Source organism: Herbaspirillum sp. 1173 (genome assembly GCF_031455335.1).
Classification (GTDB): Bacteria; Pseudomonadota; Gammaproteobacteria; order Burkholderiales; family Burkholderiaceae_D; genus Herbaspirillum; species Herbaspirillum huttiense.
Map to the genome: position 1 here is coordinate 112562 of NZ_JAVDSP010000009.1, position 25652 is coordinate 138213.

Below are 25652 nucleotides of genomic sequence, written 5' to 3' on the forward strand. Positions count from 1 at the left end.
CGCAGCGCTCAGGCGAAGCGGCCGCCTTCCAGCGGGAATCCCTTCAGGAATTCCGCCGCCGGCAGGCGCTTGCCGCCCGGCTTCTGCAGTTCCGTCAGCAGCAATGCGCCTTCACCGCAAGCCACCACGATGCCAGCCTGGGCATCGGCCGACAGTACCTGTCCCGGCTCGCCCTGCTGCGCCACCTTGACCGGACGCGCCTGCCACAGCTTGACCACGGTATCGCCGAAGCGGCCCGTTGCGCCGGGGAAGGGATTGAAGGCGCGGATGCGGCGGGCCAGCTGCTCGGCACTCTGGGTGAAGTCGAGCGCGGCCTCTTCCTTGGCGATCTTGGCGGCGTAGTTCGCGCCCTCTTCCGGCTGTGGCGTGGCCGGCAGCGTGCCCTGTTCCAGCCTCGCAATCGCTTCCACGATCATCTTGCCGCCCAGCGCGGCCAGCTTGTCATGCAGGGTGCCGGTGGTGTCGTCTTCGGCAATGGGGACGCTTTCGATCAGCATCATGGGGCCGGTGTCGAGGCCCTCTTCCATCTGCATGATGGTGATGCCGGTCTCGGCGTCACCGGCCTCGATGGCGCGATGGATGGGGGCGGCACCGCGCCAGCGCGGCAGCAGCGAGCCGTGGATGTTGATGCAGCCCAGGCGCGGGATGTCGAGCACGCTGCGCGGCAGGATCAGGCCATAGGCAGCCACCACCATCACGTCATGCGGGGTCGATTGCAGCAGGGCGTGGGCTTCCTGTGCCACTTCCGGATATTTGCCGTTCAGGCGCAGCGAGACCGGCTGCGCCACGGGCGTACCGTGCTTGATCGCGCACTGCTTCACGGGTGAGGCCTGCAGCTGCATGCCGCGTCCGGCGGGGCGGTCGGGCTGGGTCAGCACCAGCGTGATCTCGTGACCGGCAGCGTACAGCGCTTCGAGCGCGACGGCGGCGAATTCCGGCGTGCCGGCAAAAATGATCTTCATGAAAAACTCCAGGGGCGGCCGCAGCCGCCAGATTTACAGATTGCGTTTCTTGTGGGGCGCGCGGGCGAAGGCGATATCGTACAGCCAGTTCGGCAGCAGCCGCAGCAGCTTGGCCACCACTCCCATCTGCCACGGGATGACGCGATAGCTCACGCCCTCGGCGATGCTCTCGACGGCACGCTCGGCAAAGCGCTCCACGGGCATCAGGAAAGGCATCGGATAGGTGTTCACGCGGGTCATCGGGGTATCGATGTAGCCCGGCGCAATGGTCACGACCTTGATGCCGGAAGAGCGCAGCTCCACCCGCAGCGATTCGCAATAGCTGATGACGGCCGACTTGGAAGCGCTGTAGGCCCCCGCCCCCGGCAAGCCGCGAATGCCGGCCACGCTGCCGATGCCGACCAGGCGGCAGCGATTGCGCTGCGCGGGCGGCGCGGCCTTCATGCGGGCCACGAAGGGCGTGAAGGTGGCAAAGGTGGCCGTGACGTTGACGGCCAGGATGCGTTCGAAGGCCGGCAGGTCTTCCTGATATTCGGTCAGCGTGCCTTGCGAGATGCCGGCGTTGGCAATGACCACGTCTGCCCCGCCGAACTCGGCCAGGAAGGCTTCGGCGGCGGCGGCCAGGGCCGCATGGTCGGTCACGTCGAGGGCATAGACGCGGTGCCGCTCCGGATGCGGCAGGCTGGCGCGCAAGGCTTCCAGCTCGGCCGTGCGGCGCGCGACCAGGCCGAGGATGGCGCCACGGCGGGCGTAGGCTTGCGCCAGGGCCATGCCGATACCGCTGGAGGCGCCGGTCAGGAACACGCGTTCCTGGGCTGCAACGACGAGAGGGTTGGCCATGCCTGCTCCTGAGGTGAGTTGAAGGTTTAGGTAATTTCTGCTGCCCAAATGACAACGGTCCGCGGCCTTGCGGACGCGGACCGTGTGGAACGGGTGAAGCTTATTTCTTTTTCGCGGGGGTGCTGCCAGCGGCCTTTTCAGCAGCCACCTTGGCCACCAGGTGATCCATCACCTGCAGGGCGGCGGCTTGCTGCATCGATTCCGGCTGGTTGGCAAGGGCCACGCCGACCACGGCCGGCGAGGTCACATAACGGCCATCGATGGCGATCATGGGCACGCCGTCGACCTTGTAGGCTTCCTGCAGCTGGGCCGCGCGGCGGGCCTTGGTCTGCACGCCAAAGGAATTGTACAGGTCGAGGAATTTCTGCTTGTCCAGGCCGATCTTCTCGATGTAGGCCAGGATGGTCTTGTCGGTGTTGATGCGCTGGTTTTCCACGTGGATGGCCTGGAAGATCTTGGGGGTCAGTTCATCGGCCTTGCCCATGGCTTCCAGCGTGTAGTAGAGCTTCTGCTGCGGCACGAAGCTGTCGCGGAAGGCCACCGGCACCTTCTTGAAGCTGATCTTGTCGCCCTGCTTCTTGACCCAGGCCGTCAGCGACGGATCCCAGGCCGCGCAGTGCGGACAGTCGAACCAGAAGAACTCGGTGACTTCGACCTTGTTGCCGGAATCGGTCGGCTGGGCCTGCTCCAGCACACGGTAGTCGCTGCCCACTTGCGGATTGGCCGGCGAGGCCGAAGCGCCAACGCTGGCGGTGAAAGCCAGTACGCCGAAGCTGACCGCAGCCAGCAGCTTTTGATGGAAACGCATGGTATTACCCTCTCTGATGGATAGTCGGTGGGAACGGCCGCTGGCCATTCCACGCCCGTCGTGCCGGTCGGTTATCCCCTGCCGCCGGCATCCACGGTGCGATCTGTTTATTTGGGGATGCGCACGATGGCGGCATCGACCCCGTTATCGGACAGCTTGCTGCGCGTGCGGTTCATCGACTCCGCATGCTCGAAGGGACCGATGCGCACGCGGTAAAGCACGCCACTGTCTGCCGTGCGCTCGGTGACCTTGGCCTCGAAGCCCAGCAGGGCCAGCTTGGCGCGGGCACTTTCGGCATCGGCCTGGTCGCGGAAGGCACCGGTCTGCAGGAAGTAAGTCCACTTGTCGTCGTTGGTGTCGTTCTTGGCGGCCGGGGTCGCAGGCGTGGTGGCCGAGGGCTTGGCGTCAGCCGTCTTGGTCTCCGGCTTGGACGGTGCCGGGGTGGGCTGCGGCGCCGGGGCCACTGGCGGCACCGGTTGCGCGGCGGCCGTATTGGGCGGCACCGGCGTCTGCGACTGCTGCTGGTCGCGCGCTGCTTCGCGGGCGATGTCGCGGTTGCCGTAGAGCGGACGGTTGGGATCGGCCGCCTGGGCCGGTGTCGGGTCGGCGCGCTCGGGGCGCGTCACCTTGTTGACGAAGGGGATGGGCGACTTGGTGATCATCAGTGCCACACCCACGGCGATCCCAAGGCCGACGATCAAACCCAGGATCAGGCCGAGCAGCGTACCGCCAGCCTGCTTGTGATATTTCGCGTTCAACGGTTTCACGTTTCTCTTTAGCTGCTTGTTTTACATTCTGGCCGGAGCCGATACGCCCAACAATGCCAGGCCGTTGCGCAGCACCTGGCGGGTGGCGGACAACAGCGCCAGGCGTGCAGACCTGGTTGGGACATCGTCGACCAGCACGCGTTCCGCATTGTAGTAGCTATGCAGTTCGCCTGCCAGATCGCGCAGGTAGAAGGCGACCTGGTGCGGTCCCAGTTCCTGCAGGGCATGGGCCAGCATGTCCGGATACTCGGCCAGCTTGGCCAAGAGCGACGCTTCGCGCGGGGCGGTCAGCAGCGACAGGTCGGCTGTGGTCTTGAGCGCTTCTTCATCCACGCCCGACTTGCCCAGCACGGTGCAGATGCGGGCATGCGCGTACTGGACGTAGTAGACCGGGTTTTCATCGGACTGCGCCAGGGCCAGGTCGACGTCGAAGACGAACTCGGTATCGGCCTTGCGCGAGATCAGGAAGAAGCGCACCGCATCGCGGCCGCGCGTGAGATCACGTTCCTGGCCCTCGACCGCTTCGCCGGCCGACCATTCGATCAGGTCGCGCAGGGTGACGTAGGAACCGGCGCGCTTGGAGATCTTGACCTCTTCGCCATTGCGCATGACGGTGACCATCTTGTGCAGCACGTAGTCGGGATAGCCCTGCGGGATGCCCACGCCGGCAGCCTGCAGGCCGGCGCGCACGCGGGCGATGGTGCCGTGGTGGTCGCTGCCCTGGATGTTGATGACCTTGCCGTAGCCGCGTTGCCACTTGTTGATGTGATAGGCCACGTCCGGCACGAAGTAGGTGTAGGTGCCGTCGGTCTTCTTCATGACGCGATCCTTGTCGTCGCCATAGTCGGTGGTGCGCAGCCAGAGCGCGCCATCCTGCTCGTAGGTCTTGCCGGCGGCAATGAGCGCCTCCACGGCGGCGGCCACCTTGCCGTCCGCGTAGAGCGAGGACTCCAGGTAGTAATTGTCGAACTTCACGCCGAAGGCCTGCAGGTCCAGGTCCTGCTCGTGGCGCAGGTAGGCCACGGCGAAGCGGCGGATCGATTCCATGTCTTCCACATCGCCGCTGCCGGTGACGGGTTCGCCATCGCTGGCCGAGACGGTTTTCTTGTCGAGGAAGTCGCGGGCGATGTCGGCGATGTAGTCGCCGTTGTAGGCCGACTCGGGCCATTCGGCGTCACCCGGCTTGAAGCCGCGCGCACGCGCCTGCACCGAGGTGGCCAGCGTGGCGATCTGCACGCCGGCATCGTTGTAGTAGAACTCGCGCAGCACGTCATAGCCCTGGGCTTCCAGCAGCGAGGACAGCGCATCGCCCAGCGCGCCCTGGCGGCCATGGCCCACGTGCAGCGGACCGGTGGGGTTGGCCGAGACGAATTCGACCAGCACCTTCTTGCCAGCGCCCAGGCTGCCACGGCCGAAGGCCTCGCCCTGTTCGTGGATCACCTTGACCACCGCCTGCTTGGCGGCAGCCGCCACGCGCAGGTTGATGAAGCCGGGGCCGGCGATCTCGACCGACTCCACCAGGCCTTCACGCGCCGGGTCGGCCATGACGGCGGCCACGATGGCTTGCGCCAGTTCGCGCGGGTTCTTCTTGAGCGGCTTGGCCAGCTGCATGGCGATGTTGCAGGCGATGTCGCCGTGCGAGGCATCGCGCGGACGCTCCAGCGTGATGGTCGGGGTCAGGCCGCTATCAGCCAGCAGCGGCTGCAAGGCGGACGAGAACAGGTCGGAGATGCGTTGTTTCTGTTGTGCGAGCATGGGAATGAGGGGCAAAGCGGAAGCGGCCGAGGCGCTGGTCTGGCAGGCTGCGCCGCGCGGAGGGATCGCTTGCAATTGGTTGAGCAGCCGAGATTATACCGGCTAGGCGCACCATGTTGGCTGCCCGAGCAAGCAGCTTGCACACAGGCAAGCTCTCTGTTCCATAAAGATGGCGCAATCACAACAAAGCGTGCAGCTGCGCTTGGACGCGCTTAGGTCAATTTTGCAACAAACTTCACCCGGCATTTCACGATGCGCCGGGGGCCCGCCTGCTGCCGGGCTGCCTTCATATATCGACCGGATCGACCTCAAGCGACCAGCGCACCCGCGTCTTCAGTTGCCGCAACTCGGCCAGCCAGTGCTTGAGGAAGCCTTGCAGCGCCGGGCGTGATGGACATTCGATGAGCAACTGCGCCCGCTCCACGTTGGCCACCCGCATCATGGTCATGGGGATCGGTTCGTTGATGGTGATGGCGGGGGCGTCCAACAGGGCGGCGGCCTCCTTCAGGAAAGCCATGGCCGTATCCAGCTCGCGCGCCTCGGCGCGCAGCAGGGCCTGGTACATGAAGGGCGGGAAATGGGCCTGGCGGCGCTCGTCCAGCAGGTCGCCGGCAAAGCCGTCGTAATCGTGGCGCATCACGGCCTGATACAGCGGGTGATGCGGATAGCGGGTCTGGATCAGTACCTCGCCCGAGCTGCCATCCGCGGACAGCCCGGCCCGTCCGGCGCGGCCGGCCACCTGCATCAACTGGGCAAAGAGCCGTTCGCTGGCGCGGTAGTCGTGCGAGAACAGCGCCGTATCGGGATTGAGCACGCCCACCAGCGTGAGTTTTTTGAAGTCGTGTCCCTTGGCCACCATCTGGGTGCCGACCAGGATATCCACCTCGCCCCGGTGCACGCTGTCGAAGGCGCTCTGGGCCGAGCCCTTCAGGCGGGTCGAATCGGCATCGATGCGCAACACGCGCGCGCCGGGGAAGATCGCCCCCAATCCCTCCTCCACCCGCTGGGTACCGCGCCCCAGCGGCTGCAAGTCGACGTTGCCGCAGGTCGGGCAGGCGCGCGGGATGGCCAGTTCCAGGCTGCAATGGTGGCAGCGCAGGTGGCGCTCGGGCCGGTGCACCACCATGAAGGCATCGCAGCGCATGCAGTTGCTGATCCAGCCGCAGGCATCGCAGGCCAGCACCGGCGCATAGCCGCGGCGGTTCAGGAACAGCAGCGACTGCTCGCCCTGCTCCAGGCGCTTGCGCACGGCGGCGATCAGGCCGGCGGTGAGGCCATCGACGGGCTTGTCGCGCTCCATGTCGATCACCTTGACGGTGGGCAGCACCGCCTGCTGGGCTGCGCGCTGGCGCAATTCCAGGCGGCGGTAGCGGCCGGCCTGGGCGTGATGCCAGGTTTCCAGCGAGGGCGTGGCCGAGCCCAGCACCACGGGAATGCCGAGCTGGTGCGCGCGCCACACCGCCAGGTCGCGCGCGGAATAGCGCAGTCCTTCCTGCTGCTTGTAGGAGGGATCGTGTTCCTCGTCGATGACGATGAGCTTCAGAGATGGCAGCGAAGACAGGATCGCCAGCCGCGTGCCCAGCACGATGTGAGCCTGGCCCAGGTGCGCGGCCAACCAGTTGCGGGCGCGCTCGCCCTCGGCCAGTCCGCTGTGCAGCGCCACCACGTTCAGGTGCGGGAAGCGCGCGCGGATGTTGCCTTCCAGTTGCGGGGTCAGGTTGATTTCGGGCACCAGCACCAGGATCTGCGCGGGGGCCGGCGCGGGCTGGCCAGGGTCGGCGCTGCCGGTGGGCGCTTCCTTGTTGCTCTGTGCCGCCTCATCGGCCGCACGGCGCAGGATGGCGGCGGCGGCTTGCAGGTAGACCTCGGTCTTGCCGCTGCCGGTGACGCCGTACAGCAGCAACGGCGCGAATCCCGTGGCACCGGCGATGGCGTCCACGGCCTGCTGCTGGGCCGGGTTCAGGGGCGGTGCCTCACCCAGCTCGAGCGGATCGGGTGCAGCCTGCAGGCCGGGTTCAGCTGCCTCGGCGGTGATCGATTCAGCCTCGGCGCGGGTCTTGCGGCGCGCCTTGGTCTTCTTGGGCGCGACCAGACGGCCCAGGGCCTTGAGCGCCTTGTCCAGCGCTACGGTGGTCAGGGCGCGCAGGTTCTTGGGCAGCCCCGGCAGCATCACCTCGCCCAGCGGGCGCTGGTAGTAGTCGGCCGCGAAGCCGCACAGCGCCAGCCAGTGCGCCGACATCGGCGGCAACTGGTGGCGCACGGCAATGACGTCCTTGATCTTGTCGGCCTGCAAGTCGGTCTGGTCCGCATGGCCAACGACCACACCCACGGCTTCGCGGCGGCCGAACGGCACCACCACCAGCTGGCCGATGGCCGGCATGGGCTCCTCCGGCGTGGCCGGCTGCCAGCGGTAATCGAAGACGGTATGCAGGGGCGTATCGAGCGCCACCTGGAGCAGGCGTTGTTCCACGAACTTAAAGTCAATCCTGAAAAACCGGGCTAAGCCCCGGTTTCATCGTCATTTTTGGACCTATCCACATACGCTGTGGATAACTTTGGGGACAAGTGCCACTTGACATCGCCCCGCGCAGGCTGGCTGCGGCTTGCGATGCATTGCCCAAATCGAGGGCAAAAAATTAAGCCAATAAAATCAATGACTTGCATCCGAGGCTTCAAGCACGAAAAATATTTTTGCATGGAAGCTTTGCGCATGGCGCTGGTGCTTCCTGTGTGCATAAGTCTGCACCAAGGGACAATGCGCCCAGCATTTGTCAAGTCCTGACCGACAGAATTTTGTCGGCTTTGGATGGCAGGCCGTTATCTCACTGTCCTACAAACTTAAAGTAAACCTTCAAAGATTTCGATAAGCAGCGGTTTTGTAAACGCTTTTGGGTCTTATACACAGCGTCTGTGGATAACTTTGTGGGCAACTGCCTATTGACAAGCTCGCAAGCCACGGCCAGTGCATCTTTCAGCAAAAATGCCTCTGCAAGCCAAAAAATTAAACCCAATAAAATCAACGGGTTACACAGGAGCCCTCTGCGCAATCCTTCATATTCAAATAAATTTGATTCTCAGTCAAAAATTCTGCCTGTATGTGCATAAGTCCCTCGCCAGTGGCACGAATGTGCATATGGACTTGGCAAACTGCACAAATACGAAAAGATAACGACAGATACGCGCACGTTCAACCGCGCAGCGAGCGGCTGATCTCGTGCACGGCCTGCGCGAGGGTCGCCACCGCTTCCGGCGGGGTGTGCTGGGAGATGCCGTGGCCCAGGTTGAAGACATGCCCGCTACCGGCGCCGGGGCGTCCGAAGGACTCCAGCAGCTTGCGCACTTCGGTGCGGATGGCGTCGTCACCGGCAAAGAGCACGTTGGGGTCGAGGTTGCCCTGCAGCGCCACCTTGTCGCCCACACGGCGGCGAGCTTCGCCCAGGTTGACGGTCCAGTCCAGGCCCACGGCATCGGCGCCGATGGCGGCGATCTGCTCCAGCCACAGGCCACCGCCCTTGGTGAAGACAATCACCGGGATCTGCTGGCCATCCTGCTGGCGCTGCAGCTGGCTGACCACCTGCTGCATGTAGGCCAGCGAGAATTGCTGGTAGATGCCATCGGCCAGTGCGCCACCCCAGGTATCGAAGATCATCACGGCCTGCGCACCGGCGGCGATCTGCGCGTTCAGGTAGGCGGCCACGGCATCGGCATTGGTCTTGAGGATGTGGTGCATCAGGTCCGGGCGGCGATAGAGCAGGCTCTTGACCAGGCGGAAATCATCCGAGCCGCCGCCTTCGACCATGTAGCAGGCCAGGGTCCAGGGGCTGCCGGAGAAGCCGATCAGGGGCACGCGGCCATCGAGCTCGCGGCGGATCTGGGTGACGGCCTTGAAAACGTAGTCCAGCTTGCCCAGGTCGGGGGCCTGCAGGGCCTGGATGGCCGCCTCGTCGCGCAAGGGGCGCTCGAACTTGGGACCTTCGCCATCCGCGAAATACAGGCCCAGGCCCATGGCGTCCGGCACGGTGAGGATGTCCGAAAAGAGAATGGCGGCGTCCAGCGGATAGCGTTCCAGCGGCTGCAGGGTGACTTCAGTGGCGTAGTCGGGATTGGTGGCCAGGCCCATGAAGGAGCCGGCACGGGCGCGCGTGGCGCGGTATTCCGGCAGGTAGCGGCCCGCCTGGCGCATCAGCCACAGCGGCGTGTAGTCGGTGGGCTGGCGCAGCAGCGCACGCAGGAAGGTATCGTTTTTGAGCGGAGCGAAGGTGGACATGGAAGAAGAGGAGGACATGGTCGGCCTGCAATGCGGTCTGACGACAATCCGGCATTATCTCATCCTCCGCGCATGGCTTCCGGCTAATTGTCGCTATCAGCGTGCGCTGATATTGATGCAGGTCGTGGCGCGCGGTTTTGCTATGATCCGATGGCTGTCGCCAGCCGGTCCTTCCAATGAACAAGAAGCGGACCGAATGCAATGCCAACGTCCCTGTCCATCATCATCCACGAGGAGCTTCCATGAAGTCCATCATCCGCACCGCCCTGCTCGCAGGCCTGGCCACCCTGTCGCTTTGCCTGACGCTGTCGGCGGCCCGTGCCGACGACGCCATCCCTGCCTCACGCCTGGACCAGGTCATCAAGGCCGGCAAGCTGCGCATCTGCATGACCGGCGACTACAAGCCCTTCACCTACTATCGCCCCGACCAGACCTTCGAAGGCATGGACGTGGAACTCGGCCAGGCGCTGGCCAAGTCGCTGGGCGTGGAGGCGCAGTTCGTCAAGACCACCTGGAGCACCCTGATGAATGACTTCATCGCCCAGTGCGACGTGGCCATGGGCGGTGTCTCGATCACCCTCGATCGCGCCCGCCGGGCGGCCTTCTCCGAGGCTGTCATGGTGGATGGAAAAGCGCCCATCATCCGCTGTGCCGACAAGGACAAGTTCCGCAACTTCGACATGATCGACCAGCCCGGCACGCGCGCCATCGTCAACCCGGGCGGCACCAACGAGCGCTTTGCCAAGGCCCGCTACAAGAATGCGACCCTGCTCCAGCATCCGGACAACGTCACCATCTTCCAGCAGATCATCGATGGCAAGGCCGACGTCATGGTCACCGATGCCAGCGAGACCTTGTGGCAATCCAAGCTGCATCCGGAACTGTGCCCGGTGCAGCCTGACCAGCCGCTGCAGTTCGCCGAGAAGGCTTACCTGCTGCCGCGCGGCGATGTCGCCTTCAAGGCCTATGTCGATACCTGGCTGCACCTGGCCAAGGCGACCGGCGAATACCAGCGCATCTTCGACAAGTGGCTGAAGTGATCAAGTAAGCGCCGGTTGACTCGCGCCCGGCCTCAGTCGAACTTGAGATCCTTGAGTTCGGGCTTGGGGTCGGGGAAGCGCAGCTTGAGCTTCTGCAGCGTCTCCAGGACCACATTGGCCACCAGCAGGTTGCGGTGGGTCTTGGAGTCGGCCGGCACCACATACCAGGGCGCATGCAGGGTGCTGGTCTGGCGCAGCACCTCCTGGTAGCGCTGCTGGTAGGCATCCCAGAACTTGCGCTCGGCCAGGTCTTGCGGATCGAATTTCCAGTGCTTGTTGGGATCATCGATGCGCGATTGCAGGCGTGATTTCTGCTCGGCCTTGGAAATGTGCAGGAAGAATTTCAACACCACCGTTCCGGTTTCCCACAGCATGCGTTCGAAGTCGTTGATCTGGCGATAGCGGCGCTTGCACTCCTTGTCGTCGATCCAGTCGTGCACGCGGGTGATGAGCACATCCTCGTAATGGCTGCGATTGAAGACGGCAATCTCCCCCGCCACCGGTACCTGCGCATGCACGCGCCAGAGGTAGTCGTGCGCCAGTTCGATGGCCGTCGGCCCCTTGAAGTTGGCGATGCGGATGCCCTGCGGATTGACGGCCGCAAAGACGTCATTGACGGTGCCATCCTTGCCGCTGGTATCCATGCCCTGCAGGATCACCAGCACCTTGTGCTTGTGGCCGGCGTAGAGCATTTGCTGCTGCAGGCCGATCTCGGCTGCCAGGCGCTGCACGGTGGCGCGGTCGGTTTCCTTGTCGCCGCTGGAGAGCGGCTTGGTGGAGGCTTCACTTTCCTTCAGGACGAACTTGGGATGGACGATGAATTGCGGGCCGATTTTCTTTGCCATGCTGTCTCGCTTTTTTCGTTATAAATCATTTCCGGTTGGGACCGGTGACGTCTTACAACACGCCGTGAGATTGGCCCATGGCGTGTTCGATCTTGATGCACTTGTCCATGACTACCTTCAGCCCGGCGGCACGGGCGCGCGCCGCCGCTTCTTCGTGGACGATGTCGAGTTGCATCCAGACGCATTCGGCGCCGATCGCAATGGCCTCCTCCACCACCGGCGGGATGTCGGCCGACTTGCGGAAGCAATCGACGATGGAGATGCGCAAGCCATCACTGGCCAGGGCCGCGCTGGCGTCCTGCAGGCTGGCGTGGCAGTACTCACCGAGGATGGTCTGGCCAGCGTACATGGGATTGACGGCCACGATGCGATAGCCCGCTGACTGCATGTAGGCCGCCACGTCGAAACTGGCGCGCTCGGGGCGATTGGAGAGACCGACCACGGCAATGATGGGCTTGCCGTGCTGGCGCGGGCTGGCCGTGGAAGAGGATGCGGAAGATGCGGGTACAGCTGGCGACATGAGGGCTCCTGTCCGGCTGGTTTGAAAGGGGCGAATGCTTTAAATGATCTGGCTGGAAGGAATTGGTTCTTTTCTTCACCATCCGGGCACTTTACCCGAGGATGGCAGTGGCCGCAGCGCCAGTGGACGCGGCATTGGGGAAGGTTTGATGCAGATTGTTTCAAAGTGCCAGAAACCGGCAGGCCTGGTCAGCCCGGCAATCACTGTGAGCCCGGGGGCGGCCAAAGGAAGGCCGGTCTGAGCGGATCGAGCGCGCATGAAAAAAGGCAGCCGAAGCTGCCTTTTCACGTACTGCATTCCTGCGGTAATACTGTGCTGCTGTGCTGCCGTGCTACCGGACCAGGCGTGCTTCGCAAGGAAGAACGCCGCTGCCGATCAGCGCTTCTGACGCAACTTCTGGATCGCGGCCAGCTGTGCCACTGCGGCGGCCAGTTCGGCCTGGGCTGCGGCGTGGTCGATCTTGGAGTCACGGTTCACCAGCGCTTCCTCGGCCAGACGCTTGGCTTCGGCGGCCTTGGCTTCGTCCAGGTCGGCACCACGGATGGCGGTGTCGGCCAGCACGGTCACGGCGTCGGGCTGCACTTCCAGCAGACCGCCGGCCACGAACACGAATTCCTCGTGTGCCTGGCCCGCGACCTTGATACGGACAGCACCTGGCTTGATGCGCGTGATCAGCGGGGTGTGACGGGGATAGATACCCAGTTCACCCGCTTCGCCCGGCAACGCGACGAATTCTGCCTCGCCGGAGAAGATTTCCTCTTCCGCCGAGACCACGTCCACGTGAATAGTATGTGCCATGTCGTTTCCTAGTCGATGGACCGCTCCTGCGAACAGGAGCGGCGCCAATGAATCAATGTGTACTTACCTGCCGCCACCGGCCCGGGTTACGCACCCGCTGCCTGCGACGGCATGGCCAGTCTTAGTTGATCTTCTTGGCCTTTTCGATTGCTTCGTCGATGGTACCGACCATGTAGAACGCTTGTTCCGGCAGGTGGTCCAGTTCGCCGCTGGCGATCATCTTGAAGCCCTTGATCGTGTCCTTCAGCGAAACGTACTTGCCCGGGGAACCGGTGAACACTTCGGCGACGTGGAAGGGCTGCGACAGGAAACGTTGCATCTTGCGAGCACGGGCGACGATCAGCTTGTCTTCCGGTGCCAGTTCGTCCATGCCCAGAATCGCGATGATGTCGCGCAGTTCCTTGTAGCGCTGCAGGGTACCCTGGACCGCACGGGCGGTCTCGTAGTGTTCCTGGCCGACCACTTGCGGGTCCAGCTGGCGCGAGGTCGAGTCCAGCGGATCGACGGCGGGGTAGATACCCAGCGAGGCGATGTCACGCGACAGAACGACGGTCGAGTCCAAGTGGGCGAAGGTGGTTGCCGGCGACGGGTCGGTCAAGTCATCCGCAGGGACGTACACGGCCTGGATCGAGGTGATCGAGCCAGTCTTGGTCGAGGTGATACGCTCTTGCAGGCGGCCCATTTCTTCGGCCAGCGTCGGCTGGTAGCCCACGGCCGAAGGCATACGGCCCAGCAGCGCGGACACTTCGGTACCGGCCAGGGTGTAACGGTAGATGTTGTCGACGAAGAACAGCACGTCCTTGCCTTCATCACGGAAACCTTCCGCGATGGTCAGGCCGGTCAGCGCCACGCGCAGACGGTTGCCCGGCGGTTCGTTCATCTGGCCGTAGACCATGGCGACCTTGGAGTTGGTCGGGTTTTCCAGGTCCACCACCTTGGCTTCTGCCATTTCGTGGTAGAAGTCGTTACCTTCACGGGTACGCTCACCAACACCGGCGAACACGGACAGACCGCTGTGCGCCTTGGCGATGTTGTTGATCAGTTCCATCATGTTCACGGTCTTGCCCACACCGGCGCCACCGAACAGACCAACCTTGCCACCCTTGGCGAACGGGCAGACCAGGTCAATGACCTTGATGCCGGTTTCCAGCAGCTCTTGCGAGGGCGACAGTTCGTCGTACGCGGGAGCCTTGCGGTGGATCGAAGCGGTTTGCTCGTGCGAGACCGGACCGCATTCGTCGATCGGGTTGCCCAGCACGTCCATGATGCGACCCAGGGTCGCGGTACCGACGGGCACGGTGATCGGCTTGCCGGTGTTCGAGATGGTCAGGCCGCGGCGCAGACCGTCCGACGAACCGAGCGCAATGGTACGAACCACGCCGTCGCCCAGCTGCTGCTGGACTTCCAGGGTCAGATCCGAACCTTCCAATTTCAAGGCATCGTAAACCTTGGGCATCGCATCGCGCGGAAACTCCACGTCCACCACAGCGCCGATACACTGAACGATTTTGCCATCAGCCATTTTCGTTCCTTCAATAGATAAAATTTAAATTCTGTTTCGCTACGCTACGCCAGCTGATCAGCCGACCGCAGCCGCACCGGCGACGATTTCCGACAGCTCTTTGGTAATGGCGGCCTGGCGAGTCTTGTTGTAGACCAACTTCAACTCACCGATCACGCTACCTGCGTTGTCGCTGGCGGCCTTCATCGCGACCATGCGCGCCGATTGCTCGGAGGCCATGTTCTCGGCGACGGCTTGATAGATCAGCGCTTCGACGTAACGCACCAGCAGTTCGTCCACCACGGATTGCACATCGGGCTCATAGATGTAGTCCCAGGAGTGCGCACCCTCGTCAGCCTTGAGCTTGTCGCTGGTCAGCGGCAGCAGCTGCTGCAGGGTGGCTTCCTGCTTCATCGTGTTGATGAACTTGGTGTACACCAGGTACACCGCGTCCAGCTTGCCTTCCTGGTAAGCGTCGAGCAGCACCTTGACGGGGCCGATCAGCTTTTCCAGGTGCGGCGTATCACCCAGTTGCGTCACGTTGGCGGCCACACGGGCGCCGATGCGATTCAGAAAACCCAAACCCTTGTTGCCAATGGCGACGGTTTCGATGGCCTTGCCCTGGCCTTCCAGTTCACGGAACTTGTTGGTCAACAGACGCAGCGAGTTGGTGTTCATGCCGCCGCACAGACCCTTGTCGGTCGTGACGACGATGAAACCAACGCGCTTGGCCGTATCCTGCTGGACCATGAACGGGTGCACGTACTCCGGATTGGCCTGCGACAGGTTGGCCGCAATGTTGCGGATCTTGTCGCTGTACGGGCGGGCTGCGTGCATCCGGTCCTGCGCCTTGCGCATTTTGGATGCCGCGACCATTTCCATCGCCTTGGTGATCTTCTTCGTATTTTCTACGCTCTTGATCTTGCCACGTATCTCTTTACCTGTAGCCATGAGTAAGACTCCTTATAGCTTCAGTAAGAATTAGTACGCGCCGGATTTCTTGAAGTCAGCGATGGCGGCTGCCAGGGCTGCCTCAGCATCCTTATCCAGTTGCTTGGTGTCTTCGATCTTCTTCAGCAGGTCAGCGTGGCTGGTCTTCATGAAGTTGTGCAGACCCGACTCGAAGGCCAGGATCTTCTTCACTTCGACGTCGTCCATGTAGCCCTTGTTGACGGCGAACAGGGTGACAGCCATGATCGAGATCGATTGCGGGGTGTACTGAGCCTGCTTCAGCAGTTCGGTCACGCGCGCACCGCGGTCCAGCTGCTTGCGGGTGGCTTCGTCCAGGTCGGAAGCGAACTGCGCAAAGGCAGCCAGTTCACGGTACTGTGCCAGGTCGGTACGGATACCGCCGGACAGGCCCTTGATGACCTTGGTCTGGGCAGCGCCACCGACGCGCGACACCGAAATACCGGCGTTGATCGCAGGACGGATACCGGCGTTGAACAGCGAAGTTTCCAGGAAGATCTGGCCGTCGGTGATCGAGATCACGTTGGTCGGAACGAAGGCGGAAACGTCACCAGCCTGGGTTTCGATGATCGGCAGTGCGGTCAGGGAACCGGTCTGGCCCTTGACTTCGCCGTTGGTGAACTTCTCGACGTAGTCGGCGTTCACGCGGGCAGCACGTTCCAGCAGGCGGCTGTGCAGGTAGAACACGTCGCCAGGGTAAGCTTCACGGCCCGGCGGACGGCGCAGCAGCAGCGAGACCTGACGGTAAGCCACGGCTTGCTTGGACAGATCGTCATACACGATCAGGGCGTCCTGGCCGCGGTCGCGGAAGTATTCGCCCATGGCGCAACCCGAGTAGGCCGACACGTATTGCATCGCTGCCGATTCGGAGGCGGTTGCTGCCACGACGATGGTGTATTCCATCGCGCCGTGGGCTTCCAGTGCGCGCACCACGTTCTTGACCGACGAAGCCTTCTGGCCGATCGCAACGTAGATGCAGGTCATGTTCTGACCCTTTTGATTGATGATGGCGTCGATCGCAACAGCGGTCTTGCCGGTCTGGCGGTCACCGATGATCAGCTCGCGCTGGCCACGGCCGACAGGCACCATGGAGTCGATCGACTTCAGGCCGGTCTGCATCGGCTGCGACACGGACTGACGCGCGATCACGCCCGGAGCGATCTTTTCGATCGGGGCGGTCAGCTTGGCGTTGATCGGACCCTTGCCGTCGATCGGCTGGCCCAGTGCGTTGACCACACGGCCCTTCAGTTCAGGACCGATCGGCACTTCCAGGATGCGGCCGGTGCACTTGACCAGGTCGCCTTCGGAGATGTGTTCGTATTCGCCCAGGATAACGGCGCCCACCGAGTCACGCTCCAGGTTCAGCGCCAGGCCGAAGGTGTTGCCCGGGAATTCAAGCATCTCACCTTGCATCACGTCGGACAGACCATGGATACGGCAGATACCGTCGGACACGGAAATGACCGTGCCCTGATTGCGAATCTCAGCGGTATCGCCAAGGCCTTGGATCCGGCTCTTGATCAGCTCGCTGATTTCAGATGCGTTGAGTTGCATACTAACTCCTAAAAATTGTTCTTTCGCTTAGCCAGCCAGAGGCACTTACGCGGCCAGAGCAGCTTGCAGCTGCTGCAGCTTCGCGCGCACGGAGGTATCGAACACTTCGTCGCCGACCACGACGCGCACACCGCCAATCAGACTGCTGTCGACCGTCACGGAGGGGTTCAGCTTGCGGCCGAACTTCTTCTCCAGTGCCGAGACCACATCCTTGACCTGGGCATCGCTGAGCTCAAAGGCGCTCACGATGTTGGCATCAGCCGAACCTTCCGCCGTGTTCTTGAGCACGTGGAATTGTTCGGCGATCTGCGGCAGCAGGACCAGGCGGCCGTTGTCGACCAGCGTCTTGACGAAATTCTGCGCCTCGACGGACAGCGGGGTCTTCAGGGCAGCGGCAAACACTTCTGCCAGCTTGTCATGCGATACGGAAGGGTTCTGCGCCAGGGCCTGCACCTCGGGATGCGCCGCCACCTGGGCCATCTCGTCGACGAGATCGGACCAGGCTGCCAGGCTGCCTGCCTTGGCCACACGGAACAAGGCTTCGGCGTAAGGACGAGCGATCGTTGCGAGTTCGGCCATATTACAGCTCTGTCTTCAGTTGATTCAGCAAGTCGGCGTGAGCAGCCGCATTCACTTCGCGCTTGAGGATCTGTTCCGCGCCCTTGACGGCGAGCGTTGCGACCTGGCCGCGCAGTTCTTCACGTGCCTGGTTCACTTGCTGTTGAGCGTCGGCACGGGCAGCGGCGATGATGCGGGCAGCTTCTTCAGCGGCCGTCTTCTTGGCTTCTTCAATGATCAGCTGAGCGCGCTTTTCGGCTTCGCCGATGCGCTTCTGGCCTTCATCACGTGCCGATGCCAGTTCGCCCTGGATACGCTTTTCGGCGGCGGCCAGATCGGCCTTACCGCGGTCAGCGGCTGCCAGCCCGTCCGCAATCTTCTTGGCGCGTTCATCGAGCGCCTTAATCAACGGCGGCCACACGAATTTCATCGTGAAGCCGGCGAGGATGAAGAAGACCACGAACTGTGCAATCAATGTTGCATTTAAGTTCACGGTAATTTCCTTCTCAGAATAACGAGTGCCGGAACCAATCGTCCGGCAGATGAGAATCGGCTATGAAGCGCGAATTACTTGGCGATGAACGGATTTGCGAATGCGAACAGCATGGCGATACCAACGCCGATCAGGAAGGCCGCGTCGATCAGGCCAGCCAGCAGGAACATCTTGGTTTGCAGGGTGTTCATCAGTTCAGGCTGACGTGCGGATGCTTCGAGGTACTTACCGCCCATGATCGCGATACCGATACAAGCGCCGATAGCACCCAGGCCAATGATCAAACCGCAAGCCAGAGCAACGAAAGAGACATCAGTCATGACAATTCCTTAAGAAAAGTTAAATTAAATACAAAACCAAAAAACAAACTGAAAAACAGGTACTGCAAGCCTTGTGTTAGTGCGCTTCGTGCGCCTGGCCCAGGTAAACCAGTGTCAACATCATGAAGATGAATGCTTGGAGCAACACGATCAGGATGTGGAAAATTGCCCAGATAGAACCGGCGATCACATGGCCGATGAAGCCGAATGCGGTCGCGGTCGATCCCAGCAATGCGATCAGCAGGAACAACAGTTCGCCTGCATACATGTTGCCGAACAGTCGCATGCCCAGGGACACGGTCTTGGCGGCGAATTCGATGATGTTCAGCAGCAGGTTGAACGGCGCCAGCCAGATGCCGAAGGGTGCTGCAAACAGTTCGTGGATGAAGCCGCCTGCGCCCTTGATCTTGACGCTGTAATACAGCATCAGGGCCAGCACGCCCAGGGCGATGCCCAGGGTGCCGTTGAGGTCGGCGGTGGGGACGATGCGGTGATGCATTTCACCCAGGCCGAACAGGCCCAGAATGCCGGAAGCCAGGTCCACCGGCAGGAAGTCCAGCGAGTTCATCAGGGCCACCCAGACGAACACGGTCAGCGCCACCGGGGCGATGAAGGTACGGTCGCCGTGGACGATGGCCTTGGACTGGTCTTCCACCATTTCGACGACCATCTCGACGAAGGCCTGGAAGCGGCCCGGCACGCCCGAGGTCGCCTTGCGGGCAGCCAGGAACATGAAGAAGCAGGCGATGACGCCACAGAACACGGACCAGAAGATGGTGTCCACGTTCAGGATGGAGAAATCGACGATCTTGGTCTGGTGCTGCGTGGAGAGGTGTCCGAGGTGGTGGACGATATATTCAGAGGCTGTCGGCGCGTGCTCTGCGGCTTCTACGGTCATGGTCGGTGTCTAAACAGTAAAATGAAATAACTCTTAAGCACCACGATGAAGCTCAGCAAAAATGCGAGCCAGTGAACACCGTGGTACAACCAAACGATCGCGCCCATGAGCGCAAAAGTCGTAGCAATCTTGATAAATTCCCCGAAGAAAAACGTCATCGGGTTGGTACCACCGGGTTTCTGCGCACTGACATGAAGTCGCAGTGCAAACAGGGCATTGGGAACGACACAGCAGACGCCTCCCAACAATGCGGACCAAAGCGCCGGAAGTCCGCCCAGCATCCCCGCCACCAGGGCAGCAATGACCGTGGTGAGGAGCTGCAAGAGAATGATGCGCAGCATATCTATCCAATATCGTGCATGCGCCGCACCCTTTACGAGCAGACGGCAGCTTAAAAGCCCGGCGATTATAAAGGTTCGTTTTCCGGTAAGTCAAACCTTTTGCAGCCAGATCAAGGGCTTATCTGGGGCACTTCGCGGCGAGTTGTGGCAAATAAGCAGCCACTTCGATTTTTTGCAGTGCAGCACAAAAACGCCATGGCGCGTGTTTTGTCCCCTGCCCGCTTTTTGCTCCCGACGGATCTCCCCTTCTTATCCGTTTGTTCAGATTTATGCATCTCGCAGTGAATTTGCAGAAATGCATGCACAAAAGCCGGAAAAACGCGCCGGTTTTTGAAACAGCGCTCAATTTAATCAAAAACGCCCCTCGACGCCAGAGAAATATCCCGCAAATTCAATGATTTACGGAAATTTCCGGGGCGCTCGCAAACGTTTACGCAAGGCGCTGACATTTTGTCAGGAAATCGGGAGAGGTCGGACGACCGGGCTCGCTTTCAGGGACGCATGTTGCAGCACAGCGCCGCCCCGCAAAAAAATGAGCCCGCTCACCAGACCGGTGCAGTGGTCGGACCGTTGATGCCGTAGAAATACGGCATCGGATCAAGATCAGATCAAGCCCAGGTGCAGCCCCTTGAGCGTGGCGGCAGCCCGCGTGGAGCACTGCAGTTTGCGGAAGATGCTCTCGACGTGGGTGCGCACGGTGGAGGGACTGATCTGCATGGTGCGGGCGGCTTCCTTGTTGCTCTCGCCCAGGCTGATGCGGCGCAGCACCTCGACCTCGCGCTCGGAGAGCAAGCCCTTGCGGACCGGGAGCGGAACACCCTCTCCTGCCGCTGCGGCCAGCACCCAGCGCACCGCCTCCGGATCAACGCGGCCAAGGCGGGCCTGCTCCTGCAGCACCTCCCCGGCGGCCTGCGGCGCATACGCCTCGCGCCAGGGACGGCGGGCGCACAGCGCGGCCTGGATCGACGCGGCCGCCAGGATTCGGGCTGGCAATGCCAGCATGTCGGCGTCCAGCCCCCGGAAATAACCGCTGCCATCCAGACGTTCATATAGTTGCGAGGCCAGCGCGGCCTCATGATGCAGGCCGGGAATGAGCGCGCCGGCACGGGCGGTCCAGTAGGGTGCGAGGCGAATGCGCTCCCAGTCAGCCTGGCCCGGACGGCCCTCGCGCTCCCAGATCGTGTTGGAAACCGAAGCGCGCCCGATGCCATGGATCAAGGCGGCCCGTGCCAGCCGTTCCTGTTGCTCCACAGGCAGGCCCGCCAGCACCGCTGCCCGCTGCACCAGTTCGCTGACGCGCCTGGAGTAGCCGGTCAACCACGGCAGCTTCAGTTCGATCAGGTCGGCCACGATGCTCAGGGGAACGGCGTGCATGGGCAGGTCCACCGGTATCGCTGCCGCATCGGCCTCCTCGTCCAGCGCCGCCAGCCAGTCTGCCGCCTGCGGCAGGACGCGGCTGACCAGCTCGGCCGGATACTTGATGCCGCCGTTGCGCTGCACCGCCTCCAGGGCGAACGGGATATCGTGCGACCGTGCATGAATCTCCAGATCCCCTGCCAGGCTGGTGTAATAGACCACGGCGGGCACGGCCGCGCCCTGCAGCCGCTGCGGCACGCCGCTGCCATCGTAGTGTTCCCAGACATGGCGCAGTCCGGTCTCGACCCCGCCCGGCAAACCCAGCATGCCGGCCACGTCGCCCGCCACTTCACAGTGGATGCGGGCCAGCGGCTCGACCGTCGCAAAGTTCAGGGGATGCCCCTCGGGCAAGGCTTGCCGCAGCATGGCCTCGCGTCCGCCCACATCGTCACCCAGCAGGCTGGCAAAGCCCGCCGCATTGGCAGTGCAGCCGGACCAGCGCAGCCAGGCCACCAGCTGCGCCTGCTGGATCAGGTCGGCCGAGGCACCGTCCAGCGCGGCAATGCGGGCGGCCAGGACAGCGCACCGGCGGGACTGGTGCGGCGGCTGGCCCATGCTGAGGTCGCCGACCAGTGCCAGAACCTGCACGGCAGTGCCGGCGGCGACCAGGTGGGCGGCGGGTAGCGCGGACGTGCCGGCGTCGGGAAGGGGGGAAGCGTCGGGAAGCATCCCGACACTGTAGCGGCAAGCATCCACCGGCCGCAATCAACTCTTCGGTTAATGGGCAGGCCGGTGGCAACCGGCCACAATCGCAGCGCCTTGCCGCACGCTGGCCGGGGTCGGTCAATTGACCGATACCGGCAGCGCAGCTGCATTTCTATACTGGCCTCACTGCAACACACCCTAGCCCACGCACTCTTTGAACAGGAGAACACCATGAAATCCGCTTTCCCCCGCTTCAGCTTCAAGACCACTCTCGGCATGCTGGCTCTCGCCGCCGCCTTCACCGGCAGCAGCGCGATCGCCGCCGATGCCTCGGACAAGCCGTCGGTCGTGATCGTCCACGGTGCCTTTGCCGATGGCTCCGACTGGGCCAAGGTCATCCCGCTGCTGCAAGCCAAGGGCATCAAGGTCACCGCGGTGCAGAATCCGCTGACCTCGCTGGCCGACGACGTCGCCGCCGCCAAGCGCGCCATCGACAACCAGCCGGGCAAGGTGGTGCTGGTCGGCCACTCCTGGGGTGGCACCGTGATCACCGAGGCCGGCAATCATGAGAAGGTCGCCAGCCTGGTCTATGTCGCGGCCTTCGCACCGGACGCCGGCCAGGCCACGGGCGACCTCGGCAAGGACCTGCCGGTACCGCCGGGCATCGCCAAGCTGTCGGTGGACAAGGCCGGTTTCGCCAGCCTGCCGCCGGCCGCGCTGGCCGCTGATTTCGCCCAGGACGTGCCGGCCAGGCAGGCCGCCGTGATGGCCGCAACCCAAGGTCCGATCGCCATGAAGGCCTTCGGCGACAAGGTCGAGACCGCCGCCTGGAAGACTCGTCCCAGCTGGTACATCGTCAGCACCAAGGACCGCATGATCCAGCCCGCACTGGAGCGCAGCTTTGCCAAGCAGATCAACGCAAAGACGACCGAGCTGGCCGCCAGCCACGTGCCGCAGCAATCGCGTCCGGCCGAGGTGGCCAAGGTGATTCTGGAAGCTGTGGCAGCGACCCGGTAAGCCTCCCTCCTCAGCAAAGTTCGCCGCCGGCCCGCGCCGGCGGCGCATCTCTCATTCCCTTTCCTCCTCTTCCGCCGCTGCGCAACGGCGGGAATGAAAGAAGAAAGCCTGCCTGCTTCACCCTTGCCCGGCCGCCACGCCATGGTCTAATAGGAGCCTCGTCGACACCAACGCTGCTGCGCACATGCATTCGTCCGGGTGATCTCGGCGATATTCCTCTCCCGCATTCGAGGCTGCATGATGTCGAACTTCTGGCGTGACAAACGTGTTTTCATTACCGGGCACACCGGATTCAAGGGTGGCTGGCTGAGCCTGTGGCTGCACATGATGGGCGCGAAGGTCAGCGGCTATTCGCTGCCTGCACCGACCCATCCCAGTCTGTTTGAACTGGCCCGGCTGCACGACTGCGTGCAGACCACCACCGGCGATGTGCGCGACCCGGTGCATCTGGCGCAGACCATGGCAGCCGTGCAGCCTGACGTGGTGTTTCATCTTGCGGCCCAGGCGCTGGTGCGGGACTCCTATGCCAACCCGGTGGACAACTACGCGACCAATGTCATGGGCACCGTGCACGTGCTGGAAGCCGTACGGCACACCCCCAGCGTGCGATCCGTGGTGGTGGTCACCAGCGACAAATGCTATGAGAACCGTGAATGGCTGTGGGGCTACCGCGAAGACGATCCCATGGGCGGGCATGATCCCTACAGCAGCAGCAAGGGCATCGCCGAACTGGTGACCTCGGCCTATCGCCGCTCCTTCTTTGGCGAGCGCGATGCGGGCCGCGCCGCAATCGCCAGCGTGCGGGCCGGCAATGTGATCGGCGGCGGCGACTTCGCCGCAGATCGCCTGATCCCCGATGTCATCCGCGCCCTGCAAGCGCAGACGCCGCTGAACATTCGCCACCCTGGCGCAATCCGTCCCTGGCAATTCGTGCTGGAACCGCTGTCGGGCTATCTGCAGATTGCCAGGCTTCTTTACGAAGAAGGCCCGCGCCATGCGGAAGCCTGGAATTTCGGCCCGGCCGATGCCGATCCCCGCAACGTCGGCCAGCTCTGCGAGAGCTTCAACAAGGCGCTTCGGCAACACGACATCGCGCCGCTGGACATCCGTGTTGAATCCCAAGCCCATGCCCCGCATGAAGCCCATCTGCTGCGGCTGGATATCTCCAAGGCGCGCCAGCGCCTGAACTGGACGCCCAAACTGGAATTGACCGTCGCGCTGCAGATGACCGCGCGCTGGTACGCCGCCTACCTGAACAACGATGACCTGCGCACCCTGACCGAAGAACAGATTGAGTTTTACCAGACTCTGACATAATCACGCTGTTGCCAACTTACCAAGAGAAGCTCACATGAACATCCTCGTCACCGGCGGTGCCGGCTACATCGGTTCACATACCTGCGTGGAATTGCTCAAGGCAGGCCACGAAGTGATCGTCTTCGACAATTTCTGCAACAGCAGCCCGGAGTCGGTGGCGAGAGTGCAACAGATCACCGGCCGTTCACTGGCGCTGGTCAAGGGGGACATTCGCAACCGCGATCAGCTGGAAAGCGTGCTGCGCGAGTTCAAATGCGACGCGGTCATCCATTTCGCCGGCCTGAAAGCCGTGGGCGAGTCGGTGGAAAAGCCGCTCATGTACTACGACAACAACGTGGTCGGCACCGTGCGCCTGCTGGAGGCCATGGAAGCCACGGGCGTGAAGACCATCGTCTTCTCCTCCTCGGCGACGGTCTACGGCGACCCGCAATACCTGCCGCTGACGGAATCCCATCCGCTGTCGGCCAGCAATCCGTATGGCCGCAGCAAGATCGTCATCGAAGACATGCTGCGCGATTACCATCGCGCCCATCCGGACTGGAAGATCGCCCTGCTGCGCTACTTCAACCCGGTCGGCGCGCATGAAAGCGGCATGATCGGCGAAGATCCGGGTGGCATCCCCAACAACCTGATGCCCTATGTCGCCCAGGTCGCCGTGGGCCGCCGTGAAAAACTGAGCATCTGGGGCGGCGATTATCCGACCCCGGATGGCACCGGCGTGCGCGATTTCATCCACGTAGTCGACCTGGCGACCGGCCACCTGGCCGCCCTGCAGGCACTGACCGAACCGCAATGCTTCGCGGTCAATCTCGGTACCGGCAATGGCTACAGCGTGCTGGATGTGGTCAAGGCCTATGAAAAGGCCGCCGGCAAACCCATCCCCTACACCATCGCCGCGCGGCGCCCGGGCGATATCGCCTCCTGCTATGCCGATCCGGCCGAAGCGCGCCGCAAGCTGGGCTGGGAAGCCAGGCTGGGACTGGACGCCATGTGCGCCGACTCGTGGCGCTGGCAGCAGAACAATCCGAACGGCTTCAAGCCCTGAGCCATGAAACCCATGCGCATCCTGCTCACCGGCAGCAGCGGCCAGGTCGGCAGTGAATTCCTGCGCCGCCTGCGTGTCATGCCGGCCGGCCTCGATGTGATCGCGCCCGTGCGCGGGCATCTCGACCTCACCGACGCGGATGCGCTGCGCACGGCGGTACGCGACGCCCGGCCCGATCTGATCATCCACCCGGCCGCCTACACGGCGGTGGTCAAGGCCGAGTCCGAACCTGAGCTGGCGCGTCGCATCAACACCGACGCGCCCGCCCTCCTGGCGCAGGAGGCCGCGCGGCTGGGGGCTGCCCTGATCCACTTCTCCACCGATTACGTGTTCGACGGACAGCACCCCGGTGCCTATACGGAAGACATGCCGACCCATCCGCTGAATGTCTACGGTGCCAGCAAGCGTGACGGCGAACTGGCCATCGCCGCCAGCGGCGCAGCCCACTGGATCTTGCGGACCAGCTGGGTCTACAACCGCACGGGCAACAATTTCATGAAGACGGCCATTCGCCTGGCCCAGCAGAAGGAAAGCTATACCATCGTGGGCGACCAGTTCGGGGCACCGACCTGGGCCTCCACCATTGCGGCGGTCTGCTGCCGCATGCTGGCCGGGACCGACGGCGGGCGCGAGAAAGTTGCGGCCACCAGCGGCATCTATCACCTCACCGCGCAGGGAGCCACGTCGTGGCATCGCTATGCGCAACTGGTGGCGCGCGAGCTGATGGCGCGTGGCGTCCCGGTCAAGCTCAAGGGACTGGACCAGATCACCCCGGTACCGACCTCTTCCTACCCTACGCCGCTCGAGCGTCCGCTCAATTCACGGCTGGATTGCAGCAAGCTGGAACTGCGCTTCGGCATCACCCTGCCCGCGTGGGATGAGGACGCCACGGCCTGCCTGCAGCAGATCATCGACCACTACCAGCTCGATCAGGGCAAGCTGCTCCCTGACTGAAGACGCAGGCGGTATCGGCAGC

Annotated in this window: 25 protein-coding genes; 6 read left to right on the forward strand and 19 right to left on the reverse strand. The window is 63.1% G+C overall.

Annotated elements, in window-relative coordinates; translation table 11 throughout:
• Positions 1 to 8: 8 nt before the first annotated feature.
• The 7 genes from fmt to hemE all read right to left on the reverse strand — a co-directional run bounded on the left by fmt (position 9) and on the right by hemE (position 9417).
• On the reverse strand, positions 9 to 962 hold the full coding sequence (fmt, locus tag J2X56_RS22755) for a methionyl-tRNA formyltransferase (RefSeq protein ID WP_134137040.1): 954 nt from the start codon (positions 960 to 962) through the stop codon (positions 9 to 11).
• A 33-nt stretch (positions 963 to 995) separates the two neighbouring features.
• The gene (locus J2X56_RS22760) at positions 996 to 1802 is read right to left on the reverse strand and encodes an SDR family oxidoreductase (protein WP_121040730.1); all 807 of its coding nucleotides are present in this window, start codon (positions 1800 to 1802) and stop codon (positions 996 to 998) included.
• 100 nt (positions 1803 to 1902) lie between these two features.
• Positions 1903 to 2610 carry a thiol:disulfide interchange protein DsbA/DsbL gene (locus tag J2X56_RS22765; protein ID WP_121040732.1) on the reverse strand — a complete coding sequence of 236 codons (708 nt, stop codon included), beginning with the start codon at positions 2608 to 2610 and terminating at the stop codon, positions 1903 to 1905.
• 107 nt (positions 2611 to 2717) lie between these two features.
• Positions 2718 to 3377 (reverse strand): SPOR domain-containing protein, encoded by a 660-nt coding sequence (locus J2X56_RS22770; RefSeq protein ID WP_134137041.1) that lies wholly within the window; start codon positions 3375 to 3377, stop codon positions 2718 to 2720.
• Between the two features lie 21 nt (positions 3378 to 3398).
• Positions 3399 to 5132, reverse strand: coding sequence for an arginine--tRNA ligase (gene argS / locus J2X56_RS22775; RefSeq protein ID WP_134137043.1), 1734 nt, complete (start codon positions 5130 to 5132; stop codon positions 3399 to 3401).
• A gap of 286 nt (positions 5133 to 5418) precedes the next feature.
• Positions 5419 to 7602 carry a primosomal protein N' gene (locus J2X56_RS22780; RefSeq protein WP_310162910.1) on the reverse strand — a complete coding sequence of 728 codons (2184 nt, stop codon included), beginning with the start codon at positions 7600 to 7602 and terminating at the stop codon, positions 5419 to 5421.
• 717 nt (positions 7603 to 8319) lie between these two features.
• Positions 8320 to 9417 (reverse strand): uroporphyrinogen decarboxylase, encoded by a 1098-nt coding sequence (gene hemE, locus J2X56_RS22785; protein WP_121040740.1) that lies wholly within the window; start codon positions 9415 to 9417, stop codon positions 8320 to 8322.
• Between the two features lie 224 nt (positions 9418 to 9641).
• Between hemE and J2X56_RS22790 the strand changes: the two genes are divergently transcribed.
• The gene (locus tag J2X56_RS22790) at positions 9642 to 10439 is read left to right on the forward strand and encodes a transporter substrate-binding domain-containing protein (RefSeq protein ID WP_209570064.1); all 798 of its coding nucleotides are present in this window, start codon (positions 9642 to 9644) and stop codon (positions 10437 to 10439) included.
• Between the two features lie 32 nt (positions 10440 to 10471).
• Here the strand turns inward: J2X56_RS22790 and J2X56_RS22795 are convergent, their stop codons facing one another.
• From J2X56_RS22795 to J2X56_RS22845, 11 genes are all read right to left on the reverse strand, one after another.
• Complete coding sequence (locus J2X56_RS22795) at positions 10472 to 11284, reverse strand: polyphosphate kinase 2 family protein (protein WP_034330975.1); 813 nt, start codon at positions 11282 to 11284, stop codon at positions 10472 to 10474.
• Between the two features lie 52 nt (positions 11285 to 11336).
• Positions 11337 to 11804 (reverse strand): CoA-binding protein, encoded by a 468-nt coding sequence (locus J2X56_RS22800; protein WP_134137048.1) that lies wholly within the window; start codon positions 11802 to 11804, stop codon positions 11337 to 11339.
• A 375-nt stretch (positions 11805 to 12179) separates the two neighbouring features.
• A complete protein-coding gene (locus J2X56_RS22805) occupies positions 12180 to 12602 on the reverse strand; it encodes a F0F1 ATP synthase subunit epsilon (RefSeq protein WP_008332978.1) in 423 nt (140 codons plus the stop codon).
• Positions 12603 to 12723: 121 nt separating this feature from the next.
• Positions 12724 to 14124: a F0F1 ATP synthase subunit beta gene (gene atpD, locus J2X56_RS22810; protein ID WP_008332979.1), complete on the reverse strand. Its 1401-nt coding sequence runs from the start codon at positions 14122 to 14124 to the stop codon at positions 12724 to 12726.
• A gap of 57 nt (positions 14125 to 14181) precedes the next feature.
• The gene (atpG, locus tag J2X56_RS22815; protein ID WP_034330979.1) at positions 14182 to 15054 is read right to left on the reverse strand and encodes a F0F1 ATP synthase subunit gamma; all 873 of its coding nucleotides are present in this window, start codon (positions 15052 to 15054) and stop codon (positions 14182 to 14184) included.
• A gap of 30 nt (positions 15055 to 15084) precedes the next feature.
• Complete coding sequence (gene atpA, locus J2X56_RS22820; RefSeq protein ID WP_034330981.1) at positions 15085 to 16626, reverse strand: F0F1 ATP synthase subunit alpha; 1542 nt, start codon at positions 16624 to 16626, stop codon at positions 15085 to 15087.
• 45 nt (positions 16627 to 16671) lie between these two features.
• Positions 16672 to 17205, reverse strand: a complete 534-nt coding sequence (locus J2X56_RS22825; protein WP_034330982.1) for a F0F1 ATP synthase subunit delta — start codon at positions 17203 to 17205, stop codon at positions 16672 to 16674.
• A 1-nt stretch (position 17206) separates the two neighbouring features.
• Complete coding sequence (locus J2X56_RS22830; protein WP_034330984.1) at positions 17207 to 17677, reverse strand: F0F1 ATP synthase subunit B; 471 nt, start codon at positions 17675 to 17677, stop codon at positions 17207 to 17209.
• A gap of 74 nt (positions 17678 to 17751) precedes the next feature.
• Complete coding sequence (gene atpE / locus J2X56_RS22835) at positions 17752 to 17997, reverse strand: F0F1 ATP synthase subunit C (protein WP_006461334.1); 246 nt, start codon at positions 17995 to 17997, stop codon at positions 17752 to 17754.
• Positions 17998 to 18073: 76 nt separating this feature from the next.
• Positions 18074 to 18895: a F0F1 ATP synthase subunit A gene (atpB, locus tag J2X56_RS22840; protein ID WP_039783516.1), complete on the reverse strand. Its 822-nt coding sequence runs from the start codon at positions 18893 to 18895 to the stop codon at positions 18074 to 18076.
• On the reverse strand, positions 18892 to 19236 hold the full coding sequence (locus tag J2X56_RS22845) for an ATP synthase subunit I (protein WP_039783514.1): 345 nt from the start codon (positions 19234 to 19236) through the stop codon (positions 18892 to 18894). The genes atpB and J2X56_RS22845 overlap by 4 nt, the downstream gene beginning before the upstream one ends.
• On the opposite strand from J2X56_RS22845, the gene J2X56_RS22850 reads away from it, so the two are divergent.
• Positions 19226 to 19570 (forward strand): hypothetical protein, encoded by a 345-nt coding sequence (locus J2X56_RS22850; protein ID WP_310162928.1) that lies wholly within the window; start codon positions 19226 to 19228, stop codon positions 19568 to 19570. The genes J2X56_RS22845 and J2X56_RS22850 overlap by 11 nt on opposite strands.
• A gap of 269 nt (positions 19571 to 19839) precedes the next feature.
• On the opposite strand, the gene J2X56_RS22855 is transcribed toward J2X56_RS22850, so the two are convergent.
• A complete protein-coding gene (locus J2X56_RS22855) occupies positions 19840 to 21321 on the reverse strand; it encodes an HD domain-containing phosphohydrolase (protein ID WP_209570058.1) in 1482 nt (493 codons plus the stop codon).
• A gap of 207 nt (positions 21322 to 21528) precedes the next feature.
• Between J2X56_RS22855 and J2X56_RS22860 the strand changes: the two genes are divergently transcribed.
• The 4 genes from J2X56_RS22860 (at position 21529) to rfbD (ending at position 25630) form a co-directional block, all read left to right on the forward strand.
• The gene (locus J2X56_RS22860; protein WP_121040752.1) at positions 21529 to 22314 is read left to right on the forward strand and encodes an alpha/beta fold hydrolase; all 786 of its coding nucleotides are present in this window, start codon (positions 21529 to 21531) and stop codon (positions 22312 to 22314) included.
• A gap of 240 nt (positions 22315 to 22554) precedes the next feature.
• Positions 22555 to 23631 carry a CDP-glucose 4,6-dehydratase gene (rfbG, locus tag J2X56_RS22865; protein ID WP_209570070.1) on the forward strand — a complete coding sequence of 359 codons (1077 nt, stop codon included), beginning with the start codon at positions 22555 to 22557 and terminating at the stop codon, positions 23629 to 23631.
• Between the two features lie 34 nt (positions 23632 to 23665).
• The gene (gene galE, locus J2X56_RS22870) at positions 23666 to 24676 is read left to right on the forward strand and encodes a UDP-glucose 4-epimerase GalE (RefSeq protein ID WP_121040756.1); all 1011 of its coding nucleotides are present in this window, start codon (positions 23666 to 23668) and stop codon (positions 24674 to 24676) included.
• A 3-nt stretch (positions 24677 to 24679) separates the two neighbouring features.
• The gene (rfbD, locus tag J2X56_RS22875; RefSeq protein ID WP_310162933.1) at positions 24680 to 25630 is read left to right on the forward strand and encodes a dTDP-4-dehydrorhamnose reductase; all 951 of its coding nucleotides are present in this window, start codon (positions 24680 to 24682) and stop codon (positions 25628 to 25630) included.
• Positions 25631 to 25652 lie beyond the last annotated feature (22 nt).